The organism is Luteimonas sp. GW821-FHT14E02 (genome assembly GCF_058803905.1).
Map to the genome: position 1 here is coordinate 46,835 of NZ_JBXAPK010000005.1, position 20,052 is coordinate 66,886.

Genomic DNA, 20,052 nt, shown 5'->3' on the forward strand with positions numbered 1-20,052 from the left:
CTTCTAGGCAATGCTGTTGCCGCGATCCTCCAGGCTAGGACCATCGGCCTCGCCCTTGGAAACCATCGCGGCGATGCCAAGATCGCCGGTGACATTGACCACGGTGCGCGACATATCCAGGAAGTGGTTGACGCCCAGCACCAGGCCGATGCCTTCCGGCGGCACGCCCACCATCCCGCAGATCAGCGCCACCACCGGCAGCGAGCCGGACGGCACGCCGGCCGTGCCGATGCCGCCGAGGATGCAGACCAGCATCACCATCACCTGCTGCCAGATCGATAGTTCCACGCCGAAGAACTGCGCCAGGAACAGCACAGTCACGCCTTCAAACAAGGCCGTGCCGTTCTGGTTGGCGGTGGCGCCGACCGTCAGCACGAAGCGCGAGACCTTGCGCGGCAGGCCCAGCGCCTCGTCGGCCAGGCGCAGCGACACCGGCAATGTCGCGTTGCTGGAGGCGGTGGAGAAGGCGACGAGCATCGCCTCCTGCACGCCCTTGAAGAAGCGCATCGGCGAATAGCCGCCGATGAATTTCAGGGCCAGCGAATACGTCACCACCAGATGGATGACGAGGGCGAAGAACACCACCAGCACATAGGCGCCAAGCCGCAGCATCAGATCCCAGCCGAATAGCACAGCCAGATTGAACATGAAGCAGAACACCGCATAGGGCGCGAGGCGGATGATCAGCCCGATCAGGGTCATCGAGATCTCGAACAGGCCCTCGATGCCGCGCTTGAGCGTCTGCACCGCCGGCGAGTTGGTCAGCACCATGCCGATGCCGAACATCAGCGCGAAGAACATCAATGCCAGGATCGAGGCGTTGTCGGAGGCCGCGCCGATCACGTTCGAGGGCACGATCGACAGCAGCATGTGCAGGCCGCTGGAATCGCTCTTGCTGCTGTCCTTGACGATGGCCTGCGCGCGCTCGGCGCCTTCGGTGAGCAGTTGCTGCGCCAGCGCCTTGTCGACACCGGCGCCGGGCTGGAACAGGTTCACCATCACCAGTCCGAGCAGCACCGCGGCGCCGGACAGCAGCACGGTGTAGAGCAAGGTGCGCCAGCCGATCCGCCCCAACGATCCGATGTCGCCCATCTCCGACACACCGACCACCAGCGCCGAGAACAGCAGCGGCACGATCATCATGAAGATCAGGTTGAGGAAGACCGTGGAGAACGGCTGCGTCGCGTATTTCGTCAGCAGCTGCACCCATTGCGCCTCGGGTCCGACGCCATAGTGCACGATCAGGCCGAAAACCAGGCCGACGACGAAACCGATCGCGATCTTCCAATGCAGCTGCATGCGCCCGTCTTTCCGGCGATGCCCGCCAGTGTGCATGCTCGATTCGGGCATGTTCGGTTCGGACATGGCGGGCTCCGCAGGCGAAAAACGGCCGCAGCTTAGCAAACCCGGCTCGCCAAGCGCTTCCTGCACCGCACTGCGGCCTTGTTTCCGGCGGCTGAAAGCCGATCGCGCGATGCAAATCGCCTCAGGAGGGATACAGCGGCGGCAGCACCGTTTCCCGCGCGAGAGTCACGGTTTTCCATCGCGGCCCGGAGGCGAAAGCACTCCGCAACGCGGCGCGTGCGGCGACCGCGTCTCCACCGCCCCAGCGCGCCCGCTGCAATTGCTCGACAGCGGCCTGCTGCGCGGGATCGTCGAGCCTTGCCCGCAAGGCATCGAGATCGGCGACCGGCGGCTGCGCCATCATGCACAACGCATCCGCGACGGTACCCAGATCGGCGGTATCGAGCAGATGCTTCAGATCACGCTGGCCGATGCGCGGCGCGGAAGGTGTCGCAACGCCCTGCCCGGCGTTCGCCGTAGCGTGACGCTGCGGCACGAGGGTCATGTTGCGACGGTGCAATCCCCATCCCAGCGTCACCAGCCACAGCACTGCGAAAACCACTGTCGCCAGCGCCCACGGACGGACGGACGCTTCCGCACCTGGAATGCTCGTATCGCCAACCGCCGACGAGATCGCGGCCGCGCCCGCGGTGGAACCTTGCGGCACCACGGAGTTCGCGCCTTGCGTTCCACCGCCAACCCTCAGATTGAGATCGGGCAGCGATGCGGTGCGCGCGATGCCGGCGCTCGTATCCCACCAGACGATGCGCGGACCGGGCACCCGAAGCGCCCCGCCCTGTGCCGGCACGATCGAGAACTTGCGCGTCAACCTGGTCTGCGGCCGTCCCTTCTCGATCGTGTCGTCGCTCTGCACCGGATCGGTGAACACCTGCGCGCCATCGATGGACGGCAATTGCAGCTCGGGCAGCTGCGAGGCGTTGGCGCCGTCCGCATGCACTTCGATCGTGACCGTCGCCGCTTCGCCCGCGCGCGCACTCTGCGGCGTGTTGAGGTAACGCAGCGACAGCCCCCGCAGCGGTAGCCAGGGTTGCGGCGCGTTCGCGGGAATCGGGCGCACGTTGAGCCGTTGCGGATTGCCGGCAGTGCTCAGCTCACGCTCGCCGTCACCGAACATGTCATCAAAGAAACCACCCAGGCCGCGCCCCTGGAAACGCGCACCAGGCACGGTGAGCGTGCCGCTGCGTTCGGGGATCAGCAGATAGCGGCGTTCGACCACGGTGTACTGCTTGCCGCCGACCTGATCGGTGAATTGCAGATCCCTGCCGACGCGCTGCAGTGATGCGCCCTCCGGCGTCGGCTGGTCGAGCTGGCCGGAAATCAGCGGTGTTTCGTAATACAGCCGCACCGTGTAGCCCACCGACTGCTGCACATAGGGCGCCGGATCGTCGGCCGACGCCTCGATGAACACCGGCCCGCCCGCGCGCGCGACTCTGACCGCGGAAACGTTCAAGGCCAGCGGCTGCGTGGTGCGCGAGCCGATCCTCAACGCGGGAATGGTCAAGGCGCCTTCGCGCTTGGGCTGCAGCGCCACCGCATACAGCATGCGCGTGCGGGTCTCGCCGTTGACGATCTCGATCTGGCGGCTGCTGGTGTTACCGCTGATCGCGAAATCGCGCCGGAGCGGCGAGTAATCGGGCGAATCGACGGTCAGGTCATCGGTTTCGATGTTGAGCGTGGTGGTTTCGCCGACAGCGATGTTGTCGCGGTCGACCCATGCACGCGTCTGCGCCTGCGCGGCCAGGACCATGCACGACAACAGCAGACACAGCAGGGATCGCAACAACCACGACATCAGCGTTCTCCGGTTTCCTGACGGCGCTCGTATTCGAGCCGGAACTTGGCGCGCAGCAGGCTGCCCGGGTCATCCGGCACGCGCCGCAGCCAGGCATCGCTGGCCTGGCGGCGCTCGCGCTCGGCGGGAGTCTCGTTGCGTTGCCGTGCGTCTTTCGCGCCGCCCTTGTTCTTCTGCTCCTGCGCCTTGCGCAGCGCCTCCTCCATGCGCGCGCGCTGCTCGGCATCGGCCTTGCGCTGCGCCTCGGCATCGCTTGGTTTCGGCTGCGACGGCGTGTCTTGCGACGGAGGTGACGGTTGCTGCCCTTGCGGTTGCGGCTGGTTCTGACGACCGTCCTGGGACGGCTTGTCGTTCTGCGGATTCTTGTTTTGTTGCTCGCCGTTCTGGGGCTGCGAGTCGGAATCGTTCTTCTGGCCGTCTTGCGGATTCGACTGCCCGTTGCCGGAATGATTCTTCTGCTGCTTGTCCTGGTTCTTGTTCTGCTGCTGCGGCGGCGGTTTGCGCTTCATCTCTTCGAGCACGGCCTTGCGATTGGCGATCGCGTCGGCCATCGCCGGCTGTTGGCGCAGGGCCTCGTCGTAGGCGGCGATCGCATCCTGGTATTTGCCTGCCTGGGCGAATGCGTTGCCGCGGTTGTAAGCGGCGTCGGCGCCCGGCAAATCCTTCCAGGTGCGCTCGGCGGTGGCGTAGTCGCGCTTGCGATACGCATCGGCGCCCTCGCGCATCTTTTCGTGCTGTTGCTGATCGGCGCGGCGCCACAGCGTGCCATCGTCCGCCGCATGCGCGGGCTGCAGCGGCAGCCATGCCATCACCACGAACGCCGCCAGCACGCTGCCGCGGCGGAAGGCCGGCAACATCAGCAGCAGCAAGGGCAGCAGCAGCCAATAGCCGTCGTCCTTCCACACGCTCGCTTGATTGCCTTGCAGCGAGACCGCCTCGCGTCCCGCCTGCGGACGCAGCACGCCCAAGGCCTCAAGATCGCGCGCATCCGCGCTCAAGGCCTGATAACGGCCGCCACCGCCATCGGCCAGCTCACGCAGCGAAGCCGAATCCAGCCGTGTGCGCTCGATGCGTCCCTCCGCCGTGCGATAAGCACTGCCGACCTCGCTGCCGAGGCCGAGCACCGACACGCGCATGCCCGCATCACGTGCCTGGCGTGCCGCCTGCTGCGCTTCGGCATCGGCATGATCGGTCAGCAGCAGAATGTCGCCGCCGCCGTAGCCGGCCTGCCGGATCAGTCGCGCGGACCAGGCGATCGCCGATGCCGCGTTGCTGCCCTCCACCGGCATGATGTCCGGCGTGAGCGCATCCAGGAACAGCGCGACGTTGGCCGCGTCGTCGGTCAGCGGTGCGACCGTGTGCGTGTCGCCGGCGAAAGCCACCAGCGCCACCTGACCACCGGCGCGTTGCTTGAGCAGCGCGGCGATCTTCGCGCGCGCCTGCAGCAGGCGCGAGGGCGGCAGATCGGCCGCGAGCGTCGCGCTGGACAGATCCAGCGCGATCACCAGCGGCGCTTCGTTCTGCAACAAGGGCTGCTCGCTCTTGCGCCAGCTCGGGCCGGCCAGCGCCAGTATCGCCAGCGTGAATGCCGCCAGCAGCGCCCACATTCCGAGCGCGCCGCGAGCGCCTTCCCGCGCCGCCAGCAGATGCGGCAGCAGATGCGGATCCACCGCGTCGCGCCAGACACTGCGCTGTCGCCGCTGCCGATACCACCACCACGCCGGCAGCGGCAACGCGAGCAACGCCAGCAGCCAGTAGGGCCGCAGGAAGTGCAGCGCGGAGAGTGCCTCCTGCCACGTTGCGATGCTCATGCCGTCGCTCCGGCCAACATCCGGCGTGGCCACGCGAACGCGAGCAGCAGGCACAGGACGGAAGCCGTCAACGGCCACGGATAACGCTCGATCTGCGGCCGCACGCGCTTGCCGGCGCGCATCACCGGCTCCAGCTTGTCGATCTCGGCGTAGATGCCGGCGAGCTGTTCGGTATCACGCGCCCGGAAAGCGCGGCCGCCGGTCATGTCGGCGATGCGCTTGAGGCCGGCTTCGTCGATGTCGTCACCGCCACTAGGCACCGGCAGGCGGAAACCGAACACCGACATCGTGCCGTCGCTGCCGAACGCAATGGTGTGGATGCGCACATGCTCGTCGCGCGCGAGTTCGGCAGCCTTCATCGGATCGAGCAGGCCGGCGTTGCTCACGCCGTCGGTGAGCAGGATCAGCACGCGCTGATCGGCGGGCTGCGCGCGCAGACGCTTGACTCCCAGGCCGATGGCATCGCCGATGGCCGTTTCCTGCCCGGCCAATCCCACCACGCTGTCGACCAGTTGCTGGCGCACGCTTTCGCGATCGAGCGTGAGCGGTGTGAGCGCATACGCACGCTGTCCGAACACCAGCAGGCCGACGCGATCGCCGACGCGGCGATCGAGGAAGTCCGCCAGCACCGCCTTCGCCGCGGTGAGGCGATCGACGACGCCGTTGCCAAGTTGCATGTCTTCTTCGGCCATGCTGCCGGACAGGTCGACAACCAGCATCAGGTCGCGCCCGGATTGCGGCGGCTGCAACGCCTCGCCCGCCTGCTGCGGGCGTGCCGCGGCCACGCAGAGCAGCGCCCATGCCAGCCACAGCATCGGATTGGCGAACCCCGCACGCCCGACGCCGATGCGGCCACCGGCGATCGCATCCAGGCGTGTGCCATACGGGACTTTCAATGCCGCCGAAGCGCTGCGCTGCGCCGGCAGCAGGCGCCGCACCAGCCAGGGCAGCGGCAATGCCAGCAGCAGCCAGGGCCAGGCGAAGGAGAATTCCGGCAGGGAAAACCAGTCGCTCACTTGCGCACCGCCATCAATTCGAGATAGCGCTTGCGTGCAAGCGGGAGCAGATCGCGCACGGTTTCATCGGCGAGATCGCGGCGGAAACCGCCATCAAGCAGAAGACGTCCCGGTCCTTGCGAGAAGGGTTTTTCCGCGCGGCCTTTTTTTCTCGACGGACCGTCGAGAAAGGCCAGCCAGGCTTCGCCTTCAAGCTTGTCCGCCGCCGGATCACTGCGGCGCGCGGCGCGGCGCAGCAGTTCCGAGATGGCGGCGACCCGCGCGGCAGCGCCGGCATTCGCGTGCAACGCATCCTCGAACAGGCGCACGGCTGCTTTGCGGTGGCGGCTGCGGCGCAGCCAGAGACGCAGCAACACTACGACGGCAACGATCACTATCGCGGCCACCAGCCACCAGCCAGGCGCGGGCGGCCACCACGGCGGCGCCCCGGGCTGGTGGATCTCGCGCAGAACGAGGCCGTCGGAAGATTGCATCTCAGCCGGCCCTCGTCTTGCCGAACAGCGGCAGCCAGGCATCACTGGGCATCTCGCTCGACAACACCTGCACGCGGACGCCACGCGCAGGCAGGCGCGCGAGCGCGGCCTCCAGCGGCCGCACGAATTCCTGCCGCCAACGCTGGCGCGGCGCGTCGGCCGCGAGATCGAGTTCGACGCGATGCCCGGCGCTGGCGAACGGCAGCGCCGCACGCGGCGGCACGCGCTCCAGCGGATCGCTGAGCAGCAGCACGATCACTTCGTTGTGCATCGCCAGCGCAGGCCAGCGCTCGTCGGGAATGGTCATGACACTGGCGGGATCGGCCAGCACCAGCAGGCGCGAACCGGGACGCAGCACGCGCCGCGCGTGATCGAGCGCGACGCCGAGCCCGGCATCGCCGGCTGGCGGCTGCGCATACCAGCGCACCAGCGCATCGAGCACGCGCAAGGCACCACGCGGGCCCGAGGCCGGCGCAACAGGCGGTTCGGAACCGTTGCCGCGCAATGCCGCGATGCGATCGCCATCGCGCACCGCCGCCCACGCGGCGATGGCGCCGGCGCGCGCGGCTTGCACGGATTTGAAGCGCACGCGCGTGCCGAAGTACAGCGCTGGCGCGGTGTCGGCGACGATCAGCGTGAGCCGCTCGCGTTCGGCCTGAAATAGTTTTGTGTGCGGACGGCCGGAGCGCGCCGTGAGCCGCCAGTCGATATGACGCGCATCGTCTCCGAGCGTGTACTCGCGCGATTCCGCGTATTCCATGCCACGGCCGCGCTGCGGCGACAACGCCTGTCCGCTGACGCCATGACGCCCGCGGCGTGGCGGTCGCCGTCCCTGCGCGGCGGCGCGCAGTGCGACGAGTTCGGCCAGCGTCGGCGTGATGCCGTTGCCGAGCGCGACGGAATGGGCAGCCGGTTGCGTGCTCATACGGGGATGATGGGCGGCAAGGTGGCGGGCGCGATCGAGGCCGCGCCTTACGGCAACGGCACTTTGTCCAGCAGCGCCCGCACCAGCCGTTCGCCGTCCCAGCCTTCCGCGGTTGCTTCGTAGCTCGGCAGCACGCGATGGCGCAGCACATCCGGTGCGATGGCGCGCACGTCATCAGGAGTGACAAAATCGCGGCCACCCAGCCAGGCGCGCGCGCGCGCGCAGCGCTCCAGCGCGATCGAGCCGCGCGGGCTCGCCCCCCAACCAATGCGGCGTGCGAGGTCGGCGTCATAGCGACGCGCATCGCGCGAGGCCAGCACCAGTTCGACCAGATAACGCTCCACCTGCGGCGCGACGTGCAGATCGAGCACGGCGTTGCGCGCGGCGAAGACATCCGCGGGAGCGATCTTGGTCGCCGGCGCGCGCGCGGGCTGCTGCGCCTGGCGCGCGCGCTCGCGGGCGAGACGCAGGATCTCGCTTTCGGCCGCGGCTTCCGGATAGCCGATGCGCACGTACATCAGGAAACGGTCGAGTTGCGCTTCCGGCAGCGGGAAGGTGCCTTCCTGCTCGATCGGATTCTGCGTGGCCATCACCAGGAACAGCGGTGACAGGCCATAGGTCTGGCGGCCGACGGTCACCTGCCGCTCGCCCATCGCCTCCAGCAATGCGGATTGCACTTTTGCCGGCGCGCGGTTGATCTCGTCGGCGAGCAGCACGGAGTGGAAGATCGGCCCCGGCTGGAATTCAAAATGACCGTCCTGCGGACGCCAGACTTCGGTCCCGGTGAGATCTGCCGGTAGCAGATCGGGCGTGAACTGCACGCGGGCGAAGTCGGCCTCGATGCGCGAGGACAGCGCGCGGATGGCGGTGGTCTTGGCAAGACCTGGCGCGCCTTCGACCAGCAAATGCCCGTCGGCCAGCAATGCGATCAGCAGGCGCTCGATGAGCGCGGCCTGGCCGACGATCTCGTGACTGAGGTCGTCACGCAGGGCATGGAACAGGCCGTGCAGGCGCGAGAGGTCCGAGGGGGTGTCGTTCTTGAGGGCGTCGTACGAGGCGGCGGTATCCATAGCGTGACAAGCAGCGGCGCGGGGTTGGCGTCAGGCCGAGTTTGACTGATTCAGCGGCCCCTGGTTCCAGCCGGACCTTCATCCGTTAAGGAAACCTCGACACGAAAACGCGAACGGGGCCCGCAGGCCCCGTCCGGTCGGCTGTCGCCGTGATCAGTTGCGCTGGGCGACCTTCAGCACCTTCGGCGTGACGAAGATCAGCAGCTCGGCCTTCTGCTTGCTGCGGCCCTTCTTGCGGAACAGGTTGCCGAGGATCGGCAGATCGCCGAGGAACGGCACCTTGGTCACGTCGCTGCGGTCGTTGAACTCGTAGACGCCGCCGATGACCACCGTCTGGCCATCCTCGACCAGCACCGCGGTGTTGATCGAGCGTTTGGCGAGGTTCGGCACCGAGCCGAGGCCCGAGATGGTGGTGTAGTCGGCGATCTCGTCCTTCTTCATCGCCATGGCCAGGAACACGCGGCCGTCATTGGTGATGGTGGGCGTGACCTTCAGTTCGAGCACGGCGTCCTTGAACTGCACCGTCGGCACGTTGGCGTTCTGGCCGCCGGTGACGGTGATGTAGCCGATTTCGCGGCCCTGGGTGATGACCGCCTCACGCTGGTTGCTGGTCACCACGCGCGGGTTGGAGACCACCTCGCCGCGCTGTTCCTGCTGCAGCGCCGACAGCTCGATGTCGAGCAGGTAGCCGGCGTTGAGGATCGACAGGGCGAGCGCGCCAGCGGCGTTGGTAACCGGCAGGTTCACGTTCAAGCCGCGGGTCAACGTGCGCAGTGGGCCGAGTGGGGCCTGCGGCTCGGGACCGGTTCCACCGCCCCGCTCCCAGGCATCGTGCGCTGCGGTGTAGTCCTGAAGCGACTGGTTGTATTCCCGCTGCGCCGTGGCCTCGGCATTGATGTTGTTGATGTTGGCGCCGAGATCACCGCTGAAATACTTGTCGCCCTTCGTGTTGCTGCCGCTGATGCCGAACTTGGCACCCAGCTCGCGCGCGAAGGACTCGTTGGCAATCACGATCCGGGCCTCGATCACCACCTGGTCGACCGGGCGGTCGAGCTGGCTGACGAGGTTCTTCACGTTCTGCACGCGCGGCGGGATGTCGATCACCAGCAGCGTGTTGGTGCGGCGGTCGAAGCTGATGCTGCCGCGCGAGGACAGGAAGCCGCGGCTCTGACCGCCGCCACCACCACCACCACCGCCACCGCTCTTGCTTTCTTCGGTCAGCAGCTTTGCGATGTCCTCGGCATTGGCGTAGTTGACCGGGATGTACTCGGTCACCATCTCGGCGCGTTCCTCGATGGCGATGCGCGCGTCAGCCCTGGCCTGCTCGGCGCTGGCGATTTCCGCCTGCGGCGCCACCCAGATCACGTTGCCGCTGCGGCGCTTGTCCAGCCCCTTGGCCTGCAGAACGATGTCCAGCGCCTGGTCCCACGGCACGTTGTCCAGGCGCAGGGTCATGTCGCCCTGCACGGTATCGGAGGCAACGATGTTGAGGTGCGCTTCGTCAGCGATGATCTTCAGCACCGTTCTGACGGCGATGCTCTGGAAATCGAAGGTGACCGGGCGACCGGTGTACATGCGCGTGGCGTCACCGGCCGTCGCCTGTGCGCCGGCGGCGGTGCCGGTGGTCGTCGCACCGACAGCACGGTCGGTGGGCGCGGACGCCGCGGCACGCGGCACGATCTCGACCACGTAGTCGCGACCGGTCTGATACGCCATCGGCTCGAACGTACCCTGCGTCGCCAGCACGATGCGCGAACCGGTACCGACCTGGTTGGCGTCGATACGCTGCACAGGCGTGGCGAAGTCGGTGACGTTGAGCGGCTTCTGCAGCGCCGGCGCCAGATTGGCGTTGCCGACGTCGATCACCACGCTGGAACCTTGCGTGCGCATGTCCGGCATCGCGCCGTCACCGCTGAACCGCATGATCAGCTTGCCGGAGCCGCCGTCACCGCGCTTGAAGTCCAGATTGGAAATCGAAACGCCGCCCGGAAGTCGCTTGGCAGGATCGACGCCCGCGGTCGCGGCGACGCTCTGTGCGGAAGCAGGGATCGCAGTGGCACCGTCGATAGGGGCTGCGTGGACGGCACCGAAGGCCGCCAGCAGGCCCGCGGCGAGCCCTACGGTGCCCACACGCAATACCGAGGCACGACCCCGATGCGAGTCTAACTGTTTTTTAACAAACATCTGATCTCCCCTAGTCACTTGTCTTCGAGCGCGACCGACGCCGGCCTTTCAAGCCAGCCCCCTGCACCGTCGGGCACCAATTCAACGAGTTCGATCTTGTCCTTGCTGACCGATGTTACACGACCATCGTTTTGGCCAATGTACATGCCTGACTGCACGCGATAGACGACCTTGTCGGGCGCCTGCACCAGAGCGACAAGGCCACCGGCCTGGATCGTACCCACCATGTCGAGCGTATCCAGCGGAAATTGCTCCAGTGGCTGCTTGCGGCGATGCGAGTCCGGACGCGGACCACTGCCCGTGTCTTCGTCCGTGAATGCATCGCTAAACGGATCGCGCAGCCCCTGCGCGGCGTATTCGAAGGTCTCGAACTGCTGCATCACCGGCAAGGGATCCAGCGGCGGCGCCGGCTTGGCCTTGATCTCGGCGACCCACTCCTCGAGGTTCGGCGCATCGCCGGGCGTGCTGGTGATGCCGCGGCCACAACCGGTCAGCGCCAGGACAACGGCGAGCAATGCCAGGGAACGCGAAGTGACGATCATGCGCATGTCAGCTCTCCCCTCCGGCAGCGGCCTTGGGCTTCTTCTTGCCCTTGTTCTCCTTGGCGGCGGCTTCGGCGGCGACCTTTTCCTGCTCGGCCACTTCCTGCTCGTCGAGATAGCGATAGGTCTTCACGGTGCCGGCGAGCTTCAGGCTGCCGTCCGGGCGCAGCGATGCGAGCGGATCTTTGTCCGCATTCACGGGCTTTAGAGAGATGTTGTGCATCGTCATGATGACCACGCGCGGCAGCGAGGCCACGCCGCTGACGAAGGCGCCGAACTGGTGATAGGTCCCCACCATTTCCAGATCGATGGGCTTCTCGGCGTAGAACTCTTTCAACGTCTCGGGCTGGGGCCGGAACAGCTCGTTGCGGATGCCGGTGGCCAGTGCCGTCTGCGAGATGTCGGTGATCAGGTCGGGCATCTCGGTCTTGCTGGGCAGCTGGCGCAGCATCTGCTGCAACTGCTGTTCCATCTGCGCCAACTGCTGCTTCAGCGGCTCGAGATTGGCGGCGCGCCCCTGATCCTTTTGGAACTTGGCGCGCAGTTCGGTTTCCTTGCTCTCCAATCCCTTCAGCACATCGCCCTTGTCGCTGGTCAGCAACCACCACATCAGGCCGAAAATGATCAGGGCGATGAGCGCGCAGAACCCCATCTGGTAGGTCCGCGGCCACGATCCGATGTTGTTGATGTCCAGCTGTTTGAGCGACACCTTTTTCTGGCTCATGGCGTGGCTCCTGCGGCGGTCTTGGCATCGGCCGGTTTGGCGGCGGCTGGCGCTGCGGCCGGCTGCGTGCCGGCGGCCGGCGTCGTGCCCGTGGCATCGGCCGCGCCGGGCGTCTGCTCTGGCGGCGCATCGGGGATGCCGTCGCCGTCCTCGTCACGCGGCGCGTTGGGATTCGCGGTCGTCACCGCCAGGGTGAAGACGTAAGGCAGGCCCTTCACCGCGCCCTTGGCCTGGATCACCGACAGATCCGGCTTCGTCATCCAGCCGGAGCTTTCCAGGTTGCGCATGTAGTTGCTCACACGCGCATTGGACTGCGAGCGACCTTCCAGGGTGAGCTTCTCGCCCTCCTGCTTGATCGAGGTCAGCACCACGCCGTCGGGAATCGTGCGCACCAGCGAATCGAACAGGTGCACCATCTTCGAACGATCGGACTGCAGCTTCTCGATGATCTCCTTGCGCTTGAGCAGTCGCGCCTTCTTCTCGTCGAGCTGCTTGATCTCCTCGATCTGTTTCTGCACTTCCTTGATCCGCGCCTCCATGTAGGCATTGCGCGCGTTCTGGCCGTCGATCTGGCTGTTGTAGTAGCTGTTCACCAGGAACCAGAGGAACACGCCGCCCAGGGCGAAGAGCCCGAGCATGATCATGAATCCTTTCTGGCGCTGCTTGCGGCGTTCTGCCCGCCACGGCAACAAATTGATCCGCGCCATCAGTCAAAGCTCCTCAGGGCCAGGCCCACCGCGATCATCAGCGCCGGCGCATCCTGCTGCAGCATGTGTGCCTGCACGCGCGCGCCCAGCGTCATCTGCGCCATCGGATTGGCGACCACGGTCGGCACGCCGAGTTGTTCCACCACCATCTCGGCGACGCCGGGAATGGAGGCGCATCCGCCGGCCAGCACGATCTGGTCGACGCGATTGAACTCGCTGCCCGCATAGAAGAACTGCAGCAGACGTCCGATCTGCTGCACCAGCGTTTCCTTGAAGGGTTCCAGCACTTCGATGGCGTAGCTTTCCGGCAGGCCGCCCTGGCGCTTGGCGAGCGCGGCGTCCTCGTAGCTCAACCCGTAACGGCGCATCACCTCGTCGGTGAGCTGCTTGCCGCCGAACATCTGTTCGCGGCTGTACAGGCTGCGGCCGTTGCGCAGGATGCTCAGCGTGGTCGTGCTCGCACCGATGTCGACCAGCGCCACCAGGCCGCCGTGCGGCAGGTTGAGCGAGTGCGACACCAGCGCGAAGGCGTTCTCGATCGCGAGCGCCTCGACATCCATCACCTTCGCCGAGAGCCCGCCGAGTTCGAGCGCCGAAGCGCGCAGCTCGACATTCTCCGAACGCGACGCGGCCAGCAGCACCTGCACCATCTCGTTGTTGCCGGGCATCGCGCCGAGCACTTCGTAATCGAGGTTCACTTCCTCGATCGGATACGGGATGTAGTTGGCGGCCTCGAGCTCGACCTGCGACTCCAGCTCGTCGTCATCGAGATCGGCCGGCATCGGAATGATCTTGGTGATCACCGCCGATCCCGCCACGGCGGCGGCGGCATGCTTGGCGCGGCTGCCCGAACGCGTCAGCGCGCGCCGGACGGCACCCGCGACCGCGTCGACCTCGACGATGTTCTTCTCCACCACCGCGTTCGCGGGTAACGGCTCGATAGCGTAATGCTCGACCCGGTAACGCTCGCCCGCACGCGACAACTGCACCAGCTTTACGGCCGTCGAGCTGATATCGACCCCGACCAGCGGGACCTGGCTCTTAGTAAGTAACCCCACGATCTCTCCCCATTTCACGGGCGCGCATAGCGCTTCTCGTGCCCCAGCGTCATTAGATAACGGACTTTTCACTCCCTGGCAACCGCCAAGTTCACAGAGCGTGTCGCAATGCCCGCATTTGGGATCGTACAAGCGACGTGAAGCGCTCGTTTACGACCGACATGCAACTGTCATGCCAAAAATCGACGCATCAGGTCGCCACGCCCGCAGCGGGTATTTCGTGGCGTAACGGGGCTGGAAACGCCTCTCGGGAGGCGCCCCATCCCCTATTCCGGGGCCGATCAGGCCGGTCCTCTATACTTCCGCGGCCACGACAACCTCGTTACACCACACCCCAGGGACCTGTTTGATGTCACGCTTTCGCCGCCTGTTGCGCTGGACACTGATCGTTTGCGTCGCCGCGATCCTCCTGGGAGGACTGGCACTCGGCACGCTCTACGTCGTCGTCTCCTCGCGCCTGCCGGACGTGCAGACGCTGCGCCACATCGAGTTGCAGGAACCGATGTACGTCTACGCGCGCGACGGCCGCCTGATGGCGCTGTTCGGCGAGACCCGGCGTTATCCCATCGCCATCGAGAAAGTGCCCAAGCGTGTGAAGGACGCCTTCATCGCGATCGAGGACAGCCGCTTCTACCAGCACCACGGCGTCGACTACAAAGGCGTGGGGCGCGCCATCTGGCTACTTGCCACCACCGACGACCAGCGCGTGCCCGGCGGCTCGACCATCACCCAGCAGGTGGCGCGGCAGTTCTTCCTCAGCTCCGAATACAGCTACATGCGCAAGCTGCAGGAAATGCTGCTGGCGATGAAGATGGAGCGCGAACTGACCAAGGACGAGATCCTCGAGCTGTATCTCAACAAGAGCTTCTTCGGCAATCGCGCCTACGGCGTCGCCGCGGCATCGGAGTACTACTACGGCAAGCCGCTGGACCAGCTGAGCCTGGACGAGATCGCCACCCTGGCCGGCACGCCGAAGTTCCCCTCCAGCGGCAACCCGATCAGCAATCCCGAGCGCAACAAGCTACGCCGCGACTACATCCTCGACCGCATGGCCGAACTCGGCTACGCCGCCGCCGATGAGGTCGCGCAGGCCAAGACCGTCGCGATGCACGCCACGCCGCACGAGCGGCCGGTGGAGGTCTACTCGCCCTATGTCGCGGAAATGGTGCGGCAGGAGATGCTCGCCCGCTACGGCGGCGAAGCGCTTACCAAGGGCTATCACGTCACCACCACCATCGACCCGGTGATGCAGGCCGCCGCCGACAAGGCGATCCGCGACGGCCTGGAGACCTACGACCACCGTCACGGCTGGCGCAAGGTCGAACAGCATTTCGACCTGGCCGCGAACGAGGACGCCACCGCGGCGGCCGCGCGCCTGCGCGGGATCGCCTCGCAGGGCGGCCTGTATCCGGCGGTGGTGTTGCGCAGCGGCGGCGGCACCGCCGACGTCGTTCTCGCCGATGGCACCACGCTGACACTGGACGCGGCCAGCAGCCGCTGGACCGGACGCGCGCCCTCGGCCCTGCTCGTGCGCGGCGACCTCGCGCGCGTGCGCAAGATCGAGACGCCCGTGAAAACGGCGACGCCACCCGCCGGCAACGACAAGACCGGCGCCGCCGACGCGCCGCAACCGCCGCCAGCCGTCACGGTGAGCTGGCGCCTCGACCAGTTGCCGCTCGCGCAGGCGACGCTGGTCTCGCTGGAACCGGACACCGGCGCCCTGCGCGCCCTGGTCGGCGGTTTCAGCTTCGCCGGCAGCAAGTTCAACCGCGCCACGCAATCGCGACGCCAGCCCGGCTCGAGCTTCAAGCCTTTCCTCTACGCCGCCTCCTTCGAACGCGGCTACAACCCGGCCTCGATCGTGCTCGACGCCCCGGTGGTATTCCGCATGCGCCGCGGCCAGATGTGGCGTCCGCAGAACGACACCGGCAACTTCGCCGGCCCGATGCGCCTGCGCGAAGCGCTGGTGCAGTCGCGCAATCTCGTCTCGGTGCGCCTGCTCGATGCCATCGGCGTCGACTACGCGCGCCGCTACATCAGCCACTTCGGCATCGACGAGGCGCTGCTGCCGCCCAACCTGTCGATGTCGCTCGGCACCGCCTCGCTGCCGACCATCGACATCGCGCGCGGCTACGCCGTGTTCGCCAACGGCGGCTTCCGCATCACGCCCTGGTTCATCGACGAGGTGAAGGACCGCGACGGCAAGGTCATCTTCAAGGAGAAGCCGCCGACCGCCTGCCGCAGCTGCAACCAGGGCACTGGCGGACAACAGGGCATCCAGGTCTCCAACGTCGTCGACGGCTTCAATCTCGGCCCTGGCACACCGCCGCCCGCCCCCACCGACAAGACCGCTGCGGGCAAGGACAAGAACGGCAAAGACAAGAAGGACGCCAAGGCCGACGCGGACACCGCGCCGCTCGCACCGCCGCCCCCGCCCGGCACGCCACTCGCGCCGCGCGCCATCGACGAACGCGTCGCCTACCAGCTCGTCTCAATGATGCGCGATGTGGTCCAGCGCGGCACCGGCACCGCTGCAAAGGTGCTCGGACGCGAGGACATCGGTGGCAAGACTGGTTCCACCAATGACCACCGCGACGCCTGGTTCTCCGGCTTCGGCGGCAACCTCGTCACCACCGTCTGGGTGGGACGCGACGATTTCCGTTCGCTCGGCTACCGCGAATACGGCGGCAAGGCCGCGCTGCCGATCTGGATCGACTACATGCGCGTGGCGTTGAAGGACGTGCCGATCGCGCGCAACGATCCGCCGCAGGGCATGGTCAAGGTCACCGTCGCAGGCAACGGCACGCTGATCCCGGGCGGCAGCGGCGGCATCGTCGAATGGGTCAAGGCCGAAGACCTCGAACGCATGGAGACCTACACCAACGAAGACGTCGAACAGGCACCGGACGAGAAGTCGTTCGACATCTTCTGAGCCGGTGAGTTCCCGCAGGGTGAATTCCTGCGAGGAATCCGGCCCATTCTTCCGGCATCATCGACCGATGCCGGTTGCGTTGCTCCGTCTCGTTTCGTAACGCCCGATGCGTCATTTCGACCGGGGCGTTTGGTAGACATGCATAAAACTTCGTGTACAGTCCCGCGCAGGCTTGATCCGGGAGCATGCGATGCACCACGCCCGTCAGCACGCCGAGACGCGAACCCGCGAACGTCGCCGCCGTCTCGCTCATGAAGCCGCGCGCCTGATGGCCGAAGGCGGCATCCGCGACTATCACCAGGCCAAGCTCAAGGCCGCCAGCCGCCTCGGCATCCACGACGACGCCTCGCTTCCGCGCAATCGCGAGATCGAGGATGCGCTGCGCGAATATCAGCGCCTGTTCGTCGGCGGCGCTCATCGCGATGCCCTGCGCGCGCGCCGCGACGCCGCGCTACGCGCACTGGAATTCTTCGCCGCCTTCGATGCCCGCCTCGTCGGCCCGGTGCTCGAGGGCACCGCCGATGCCAACGCGCCGGTCGCATTGCAGCTCTACACCGACGATGCCGAAGCGGTCGTGCGCTTCCTCGAGGAGCATCGTATTCCCGCCGACAGCCGCAACCGCCGCCTGCGCCTGGATCGCTCGCGCGAAGGCGATTTCCCGGTCTGGGTGTTCAGCGCCGAGGAGTTGTCGTTCGATCTGACCGTGCTACCCGCCGACGCGTTGCGGCAGGCGCCGCTATCGGGCATCGACGAGAAGCCAATGAAACGCGCGTCCGCCTCGCAGTTGCGGCAGATGCTGACCGAGGAAGAGATCGCCGCCTACGAAGCGTAGGCGGTGTGTCGTATCCGCATCGATGCGTTCGGCTTCGCTCAGCCGAGGATGGTGATCGTCGGCACTCGGCGCTGGCCGAGATTGTTCGCACGACAATGCGCGGACGCGATCGCGTGCATCCGCGTGCGTCAGGCCGGGGATCAGGTTCAAGCGGCCGTCGGGCGCTGCTCGAAACCGAAGACGTTGAGTTCGATCACCACGAACGCCACCAGCCACAGCAGCGCATCCCAGGCGTCCAGCCAGACCGCCGCGGTGCCATCACCGACACCACGCACGAACCAGGTGAGGAGAAAACCGGCCAGCGCCAGATACAGCAGGCCGGTCGCCCAACGCCGCAACGCGTGCGCGAGCCGGCGTTGCCGTGGAATGCGCACTTCCAGCTCCAGCAACGCCACCACCCCGAGCCAGGTCAGGGCATTGCCGAAGTCCAGCCATTCCCGCGCCAGGGCGTAATCGAGACAAGCCCAGACCACCGCGGCGGCAGCGGGGATGCGCAACCCATGCAGCCATCGCCGCAGCCGCGGCGATGTTCGCCAGTCGCCCGTCTCCCATTCGAACAGGAGCAGCAGCACGACCCAGGCGCCGGTATCGATCTGCTCGGTCACCGTGCCGTGCATGCCGTAGAGCATGACGTTCCCGGCGAGCAGAACGTATACCAGCCACTTGAACGCGACGAAGCCGCGCAGCGAATGCCGCCCGGACGACGCCGCGTCGGTCACACGCTCAGCGCTTGTCGATGCCGACGTAATCGCGCACGTCGTGGCCGGTGTAGATCTGGCGCGGACGGCCGATCTTCGCTTCCGGATCGACCTGCTGTTCCAGCCAATGCGCCACCCAGCCGGCGGTGCGGGCGATGGCGAACATGACCGTGAACATCTCGGTCGGAATCTTCAGCGCCTTGTAGATGATGCCGCTGTAGAAATCGACGTTCGGATAGAGCTTGCGCTGGATGAAGTACTCGTCCTTCAGCGCCGCCTCTTCCAGCTTCAGCGCCACTTCCAGCAGCGGATCGTTGACGCCGAGTTCGCCCAGCACCTTGTGCGTCATCTCGCGGATGATCTTGGCGCGCGGATCGAAGTTCTTGTAGACGCGATGGCCGAAGCCCATCAGGCGGAAGCCGGATTCCTTGTCCTTGGCCTTGGCGACTGCGCTTTCCACGTTCTTGGCGTCGCCGATCTCGGCCAGCATCTTCAGCACCGCTTCGTTGGCGCCACCGTGCGCCGGGCCCCACAGCGCGGCGATACCGGCAGCGACCGAAGCATACGGATTGGCGCCGGTGGAACCGACCAGGCGCACGGTCGAGGTCGAAGCGTTCTGTTCGTGATCGGCGTGCAGGATGAACAGCAGGTCCAGCGCCTTGGCGACCACCGGGCTCAGCTGCAGCGGTTCGCTCGGCACCTCGAACATCATGTGCAGGAAACGGTCGACGTATTCGAGGTTGTTGCGCGGATAACGGACCGGCCAGCCGATCGAATAACGGTAGGCGGCCGCGGCGATCGTCGGCACCTTGGCGATCAGGCGGATCGCGGCCAGGCGGCGCTGCTCGGGATCATTGAGATCGAGCGTGTCGTGATAGAACGCCGACAGCGAAGCCACCGAGGCGCACAGGATCGCCATCGGATGCGCGTCGTAATGGAAACCGTGCAGGAAGTTCTTCAGCGACTCGTGCATCATCGTGTGATGCGTGACTTCGTCGTCGAAGGCGGCGAATTGCGTCTTGTCCGGCAGATCGCCGTTCATCAGCAGATAGGCGACTTCGAGGAAGCTGGAATCCTTCGCCAGCTGCTCGATGGGATAGCCGCGATACAGCAGCACGCCGTTGTCGCCGTCGATGTAGGTGATGGCGGACTTGCAGCTCGCCGTCGCCGTGAAGCCGGAGTCGTAGGTGAACAACCCCGTCTCCTTGGTGAGCTTGGCGATGTCGACACAGCCGTTGCCCAGCGTCGGTTTCAGCACCGGCAATTCGACCGACTTGTCGCCGGCGTTCAACGTGACCTGATCGATGGTTGACACTGCAACACTCCTCAGAACATGCCGTTTTCACAGCCGCGCTGCCTGGACAGCGCTGGGTGGATGGGATCGGCGGTCGAAGCCGGCGGCTTGCCGCGATGCAGCAATTATTGCATAGCGCGATTGGAGTCCCGACTCGATCCCGAGGGGTGGTGCGCGATGCAGCGTTGCGCCTGACGAACGGTGGGATTCGCGGGCCGCGGCGCCGTGTTTTCTCGCGGCATCATGCGACCGTCACACGCCCATGACCTCGCAGGGATGGCCAGGATTCGTGCCACTCACGTTTCCGGATGCCGGAAGCACAAACGGCCGCCCGAAGGCGGCCGCGGCGGCGTCGCGCGAAGCGCGGACGCTTAACTTATTACTTGGTGTAGCGGCGCTTGAACTTGTCGATACGGCCGCTGGTGTCCATGACCTTGTTCTGGCCGGTATAGAACGGATGCGTGGCCGAGGAGATTTCCACCTTGATCAGCGGATACTCATTGCCGTCCTCCCACTTGATCTTCTCCTTGCTGCCAAGGGTCGAGCGGGTGAGGAACTTGAAATCCGAAGTCACGTCCTGGAAGACGACTTCGTTGTATTGGGGGTGGATGTCGGCCTTCATGGCGGGC

General features: G+C 66.3%; 17 protein-coding genes. 2 read left to right on the forward strand and 15 right to left on the reverse strand.

Annotation, left to right across the window (positions count from 1 at the left end; translation table 11 throughout):
* Window positions 1-3: 3 nt before the first annotated feature.
* The 12 genes from AC1RNP_RS09635 to AC1RNP_RS09690 form a co-directional block, all read right to left on the reverse strand.
* A complete protein-coding gene (locus AC1RNP_RS09635) occupies window positions 4-1,335 on the reverse strand; it encodes a dicarboxylate/amino acid:cation symporter (RefSeq protein WP_493051294.1) in 1,332 nt (443 codons plus the stop codon).
* 151 nt (window positions 1,336-1,486) lie between these two features.
* On the reverse strand, window positions 1,487-3,157 hold the full coding sequence (locus tag AC1RNP_RS09640; protein WP_493051042.1) for a BatD family protein: 1,671 nt from the start codon (window positions 3,155-3,157) through the stop codon (window positions 1,487-1,489).
* Window positions 3,157-4,968, reverse strand: coding sequence for a VWA domain-containing protein (locus AC1RNP_RS09645; protein ID WP_493051043.1), 1,812 nt, complete (start codon window positions 4,966-4,968; stop codon window positions 3,157-3,159). Before AC1RNP_RS09645 ends, AC1RNP_RS09640 begins: the two co-directional genes overlap by 1 nt.
* Window positions 4,965-5,984, reverse strand: coding sequence for a vWA domain-containing protein (locus AC1RNP_RS09650; RefSeq protein WP_493051044.1), 1,020 nt, complete (start codon window positions 5,982-5,984; stop codon window positions 4,965-4,967). Before AC1RNP_RS09650 ends, AC1RNP_RS09645 begins: the two co-directional genes overlap by 4 nt.
* The gene (locus AC1RNP_RS09655; protein ID WP_493051045.1) at window positions 5,981-6,457 is read right to left on the reverse strand and encodes a DUF4381 family protein; all 477 of its coding nucleotides are present in this window, start codon (window positions 6,455-6,457) and stop codon (window positions 5,981-5,983) included. Before AC1RNP_RS09655 ends, AC1RNP_RS09650 begins: the two co-directional genes overlap by 4 nt.
* Window position 6,458: 1 nt before the next feature.
* On the reverse strand, window positions 6,459-7,382 hold the full coding sequence (locus AC1RNP_RS09660; protein WP_493051046.1) for a DUF58 domain-containing protein: 924 nt from the start codon (window positions 7,380-7,382) through the stop codon (window positions 6,459-6,461).
* A gap of 47 nt (window positions 7,383-7,429) precedes the next feature.
* Entirely contained in the window at window positions 7,430-8,452 is a 1,023-nt protein-coding gene (locus AC1RNP_RS09665; RefSeq protein ID WP_493051047.1) for an AAA family ATPase, read from the reverse strand.
* A gap of 153 nt (window positions 8,453-8,605) precedes the next feature.
* Window positions 8,606-10,636, reverse strand: a complete 2,031-nt coding sequence (locus tag AC1RNP_RS09670) for a type IV pilus secretin PilQ (RefSeq protein ID WP_493051048.1) — start codon at window positions 10,634-10,636, stop codon at window positions 8,606-8,608.
* Window positions 10,637-10,650: 14 nt separating this feature from the next.
* The gene (locus AC1RNP_RS09675) at window positions 10,651-11,184 is read right to left on the reverse strand and encodes a pilus assembly protein PilP (RefSeq protein ID WP_493051049.1); all 534 of its coding nucleotides are present in this window, start codon (window positions 11,182-11,184) and stop codon (window positions 10,651-10,653) included.
* A 1-nt stretch (window position 11,185) separates the two neighbouring features.
* Window positions 11,186-11,902 carry a type IV pilus inner membrane component PilO gene (locus AC1RNP_RS09680; RefSeq protein ID WP_493051050.1) on the reverse strand — a complete coding sequence of 239 codons (717 nt, stop codon included), beginning with the start codon at window positions 11,900-11,902 and terminating at the stop codon, window positions 11,186-11,188.
* Window positions 11,899-12,609, reverse strand: coding sequence for a PilN domain-containing protein (locus AC1RNP_RS09685; RefSeq protein WP_493051051.1), 711 nt, complete (start codon window positions 12,607-12,609; stop codon window positions 11,899-11,901). Before AC1RNP_RS09685 ends, AC1RNP_RS09680 begins: the two co-directional genes overlap by 4 nt.
* Window positions 12,609-13,667: a pilus assembly protein PilM gene (locus tag AC1RNP_RS09690; protein ID WP_226468009.1), complete on the reverse strand. Its 1,059-nt coding sequence runs from the start codon at window positions 13,665-13,667 to the stop codon at window positions 12,609-12,611. The genes AC1RNP_RS09685 and AC1RNP_RS09690 overlap by 1 nt, the downstream gene beginning before the upstream one ends.
* Before the next feature lie 349 nt (window positions 13,668-14,016).
* Between AC1RNP_RS09690 and AC1RNP_RS09695 the strand changes: the two genes are divergently transcribed.
* A complete protein-coding gene (locus AC1RNP_RS09695) occupies window positions 14,017-16,599 on the forward strand; it encodes a penicillin-binding protein 1A (protein ID WP_493051052.1) in 2,583 nt (860 codons plus the stop codon).
* Between the two features lie 190 nt (window positions 16,600-16,789).
* A complete protein-coding gene (locus tag AC1RNP_RS09700) occupies window positions 16,790-17,431 on the forward strand; it encodes a hypothetical protein (protein ID WP_493051053.1) in 642 nt (213 codons plus the stop codon).
* 146 nt (window positions 17,432-17,577) lie between these two features.
* On the opposite strand, the gene AC1RNP_RS09705 is transcribed toward AC1RNP_RS09700, so the two are convergent.
* The 3 genes from AC1RNP_RS09705 to AC1RNP_RS09715 all read right to left on the reverse strand — a co-directional run bounded on the left by AC1RNP_RS09705 (window position 17,578) and on the right by AC1RNP_RS09715 (window position 20,045).
* Window positions 17,578-18,150 carry a hypothetical protein gene (locus tag AC1RNP_RS09705; protein WP_493051054.1) on the reverse strand — a complete coding sequence of 191 codons (573 nt, stop codon included), beginning with the start codon at window positions 18,148-18,150 and terminating at the stop codon, window positions 17,578-17,580.
* 4 nt (window positions 18,151-18,154) lie between these two features.
* A complete protein-coding gene (locus AC1RNP_RS09710; RefSeq protein ID WP_493051055.1) occupies window positions 18,155-19,444 on the reverse strand; it encodes a citrate synthase in 1,290 nt (429 codons plus the stop codon).
* A gap of 358 nt (window positions 19,445-19,802) precedes the next feature.
* Window positions 19,803-20,045, reverse strand: coding sequence for a type B 50S ribosomal protein L31 (locus AC1RNP_RS09715; protein WP_493051056.1), 243 nt, complete (start codon window positions 20,043-20,045; stop codon window positions 19,803-19,805).
* Between the last annotated feature and the right edge of the window lie 7 nt (window positions 20,046-20,052).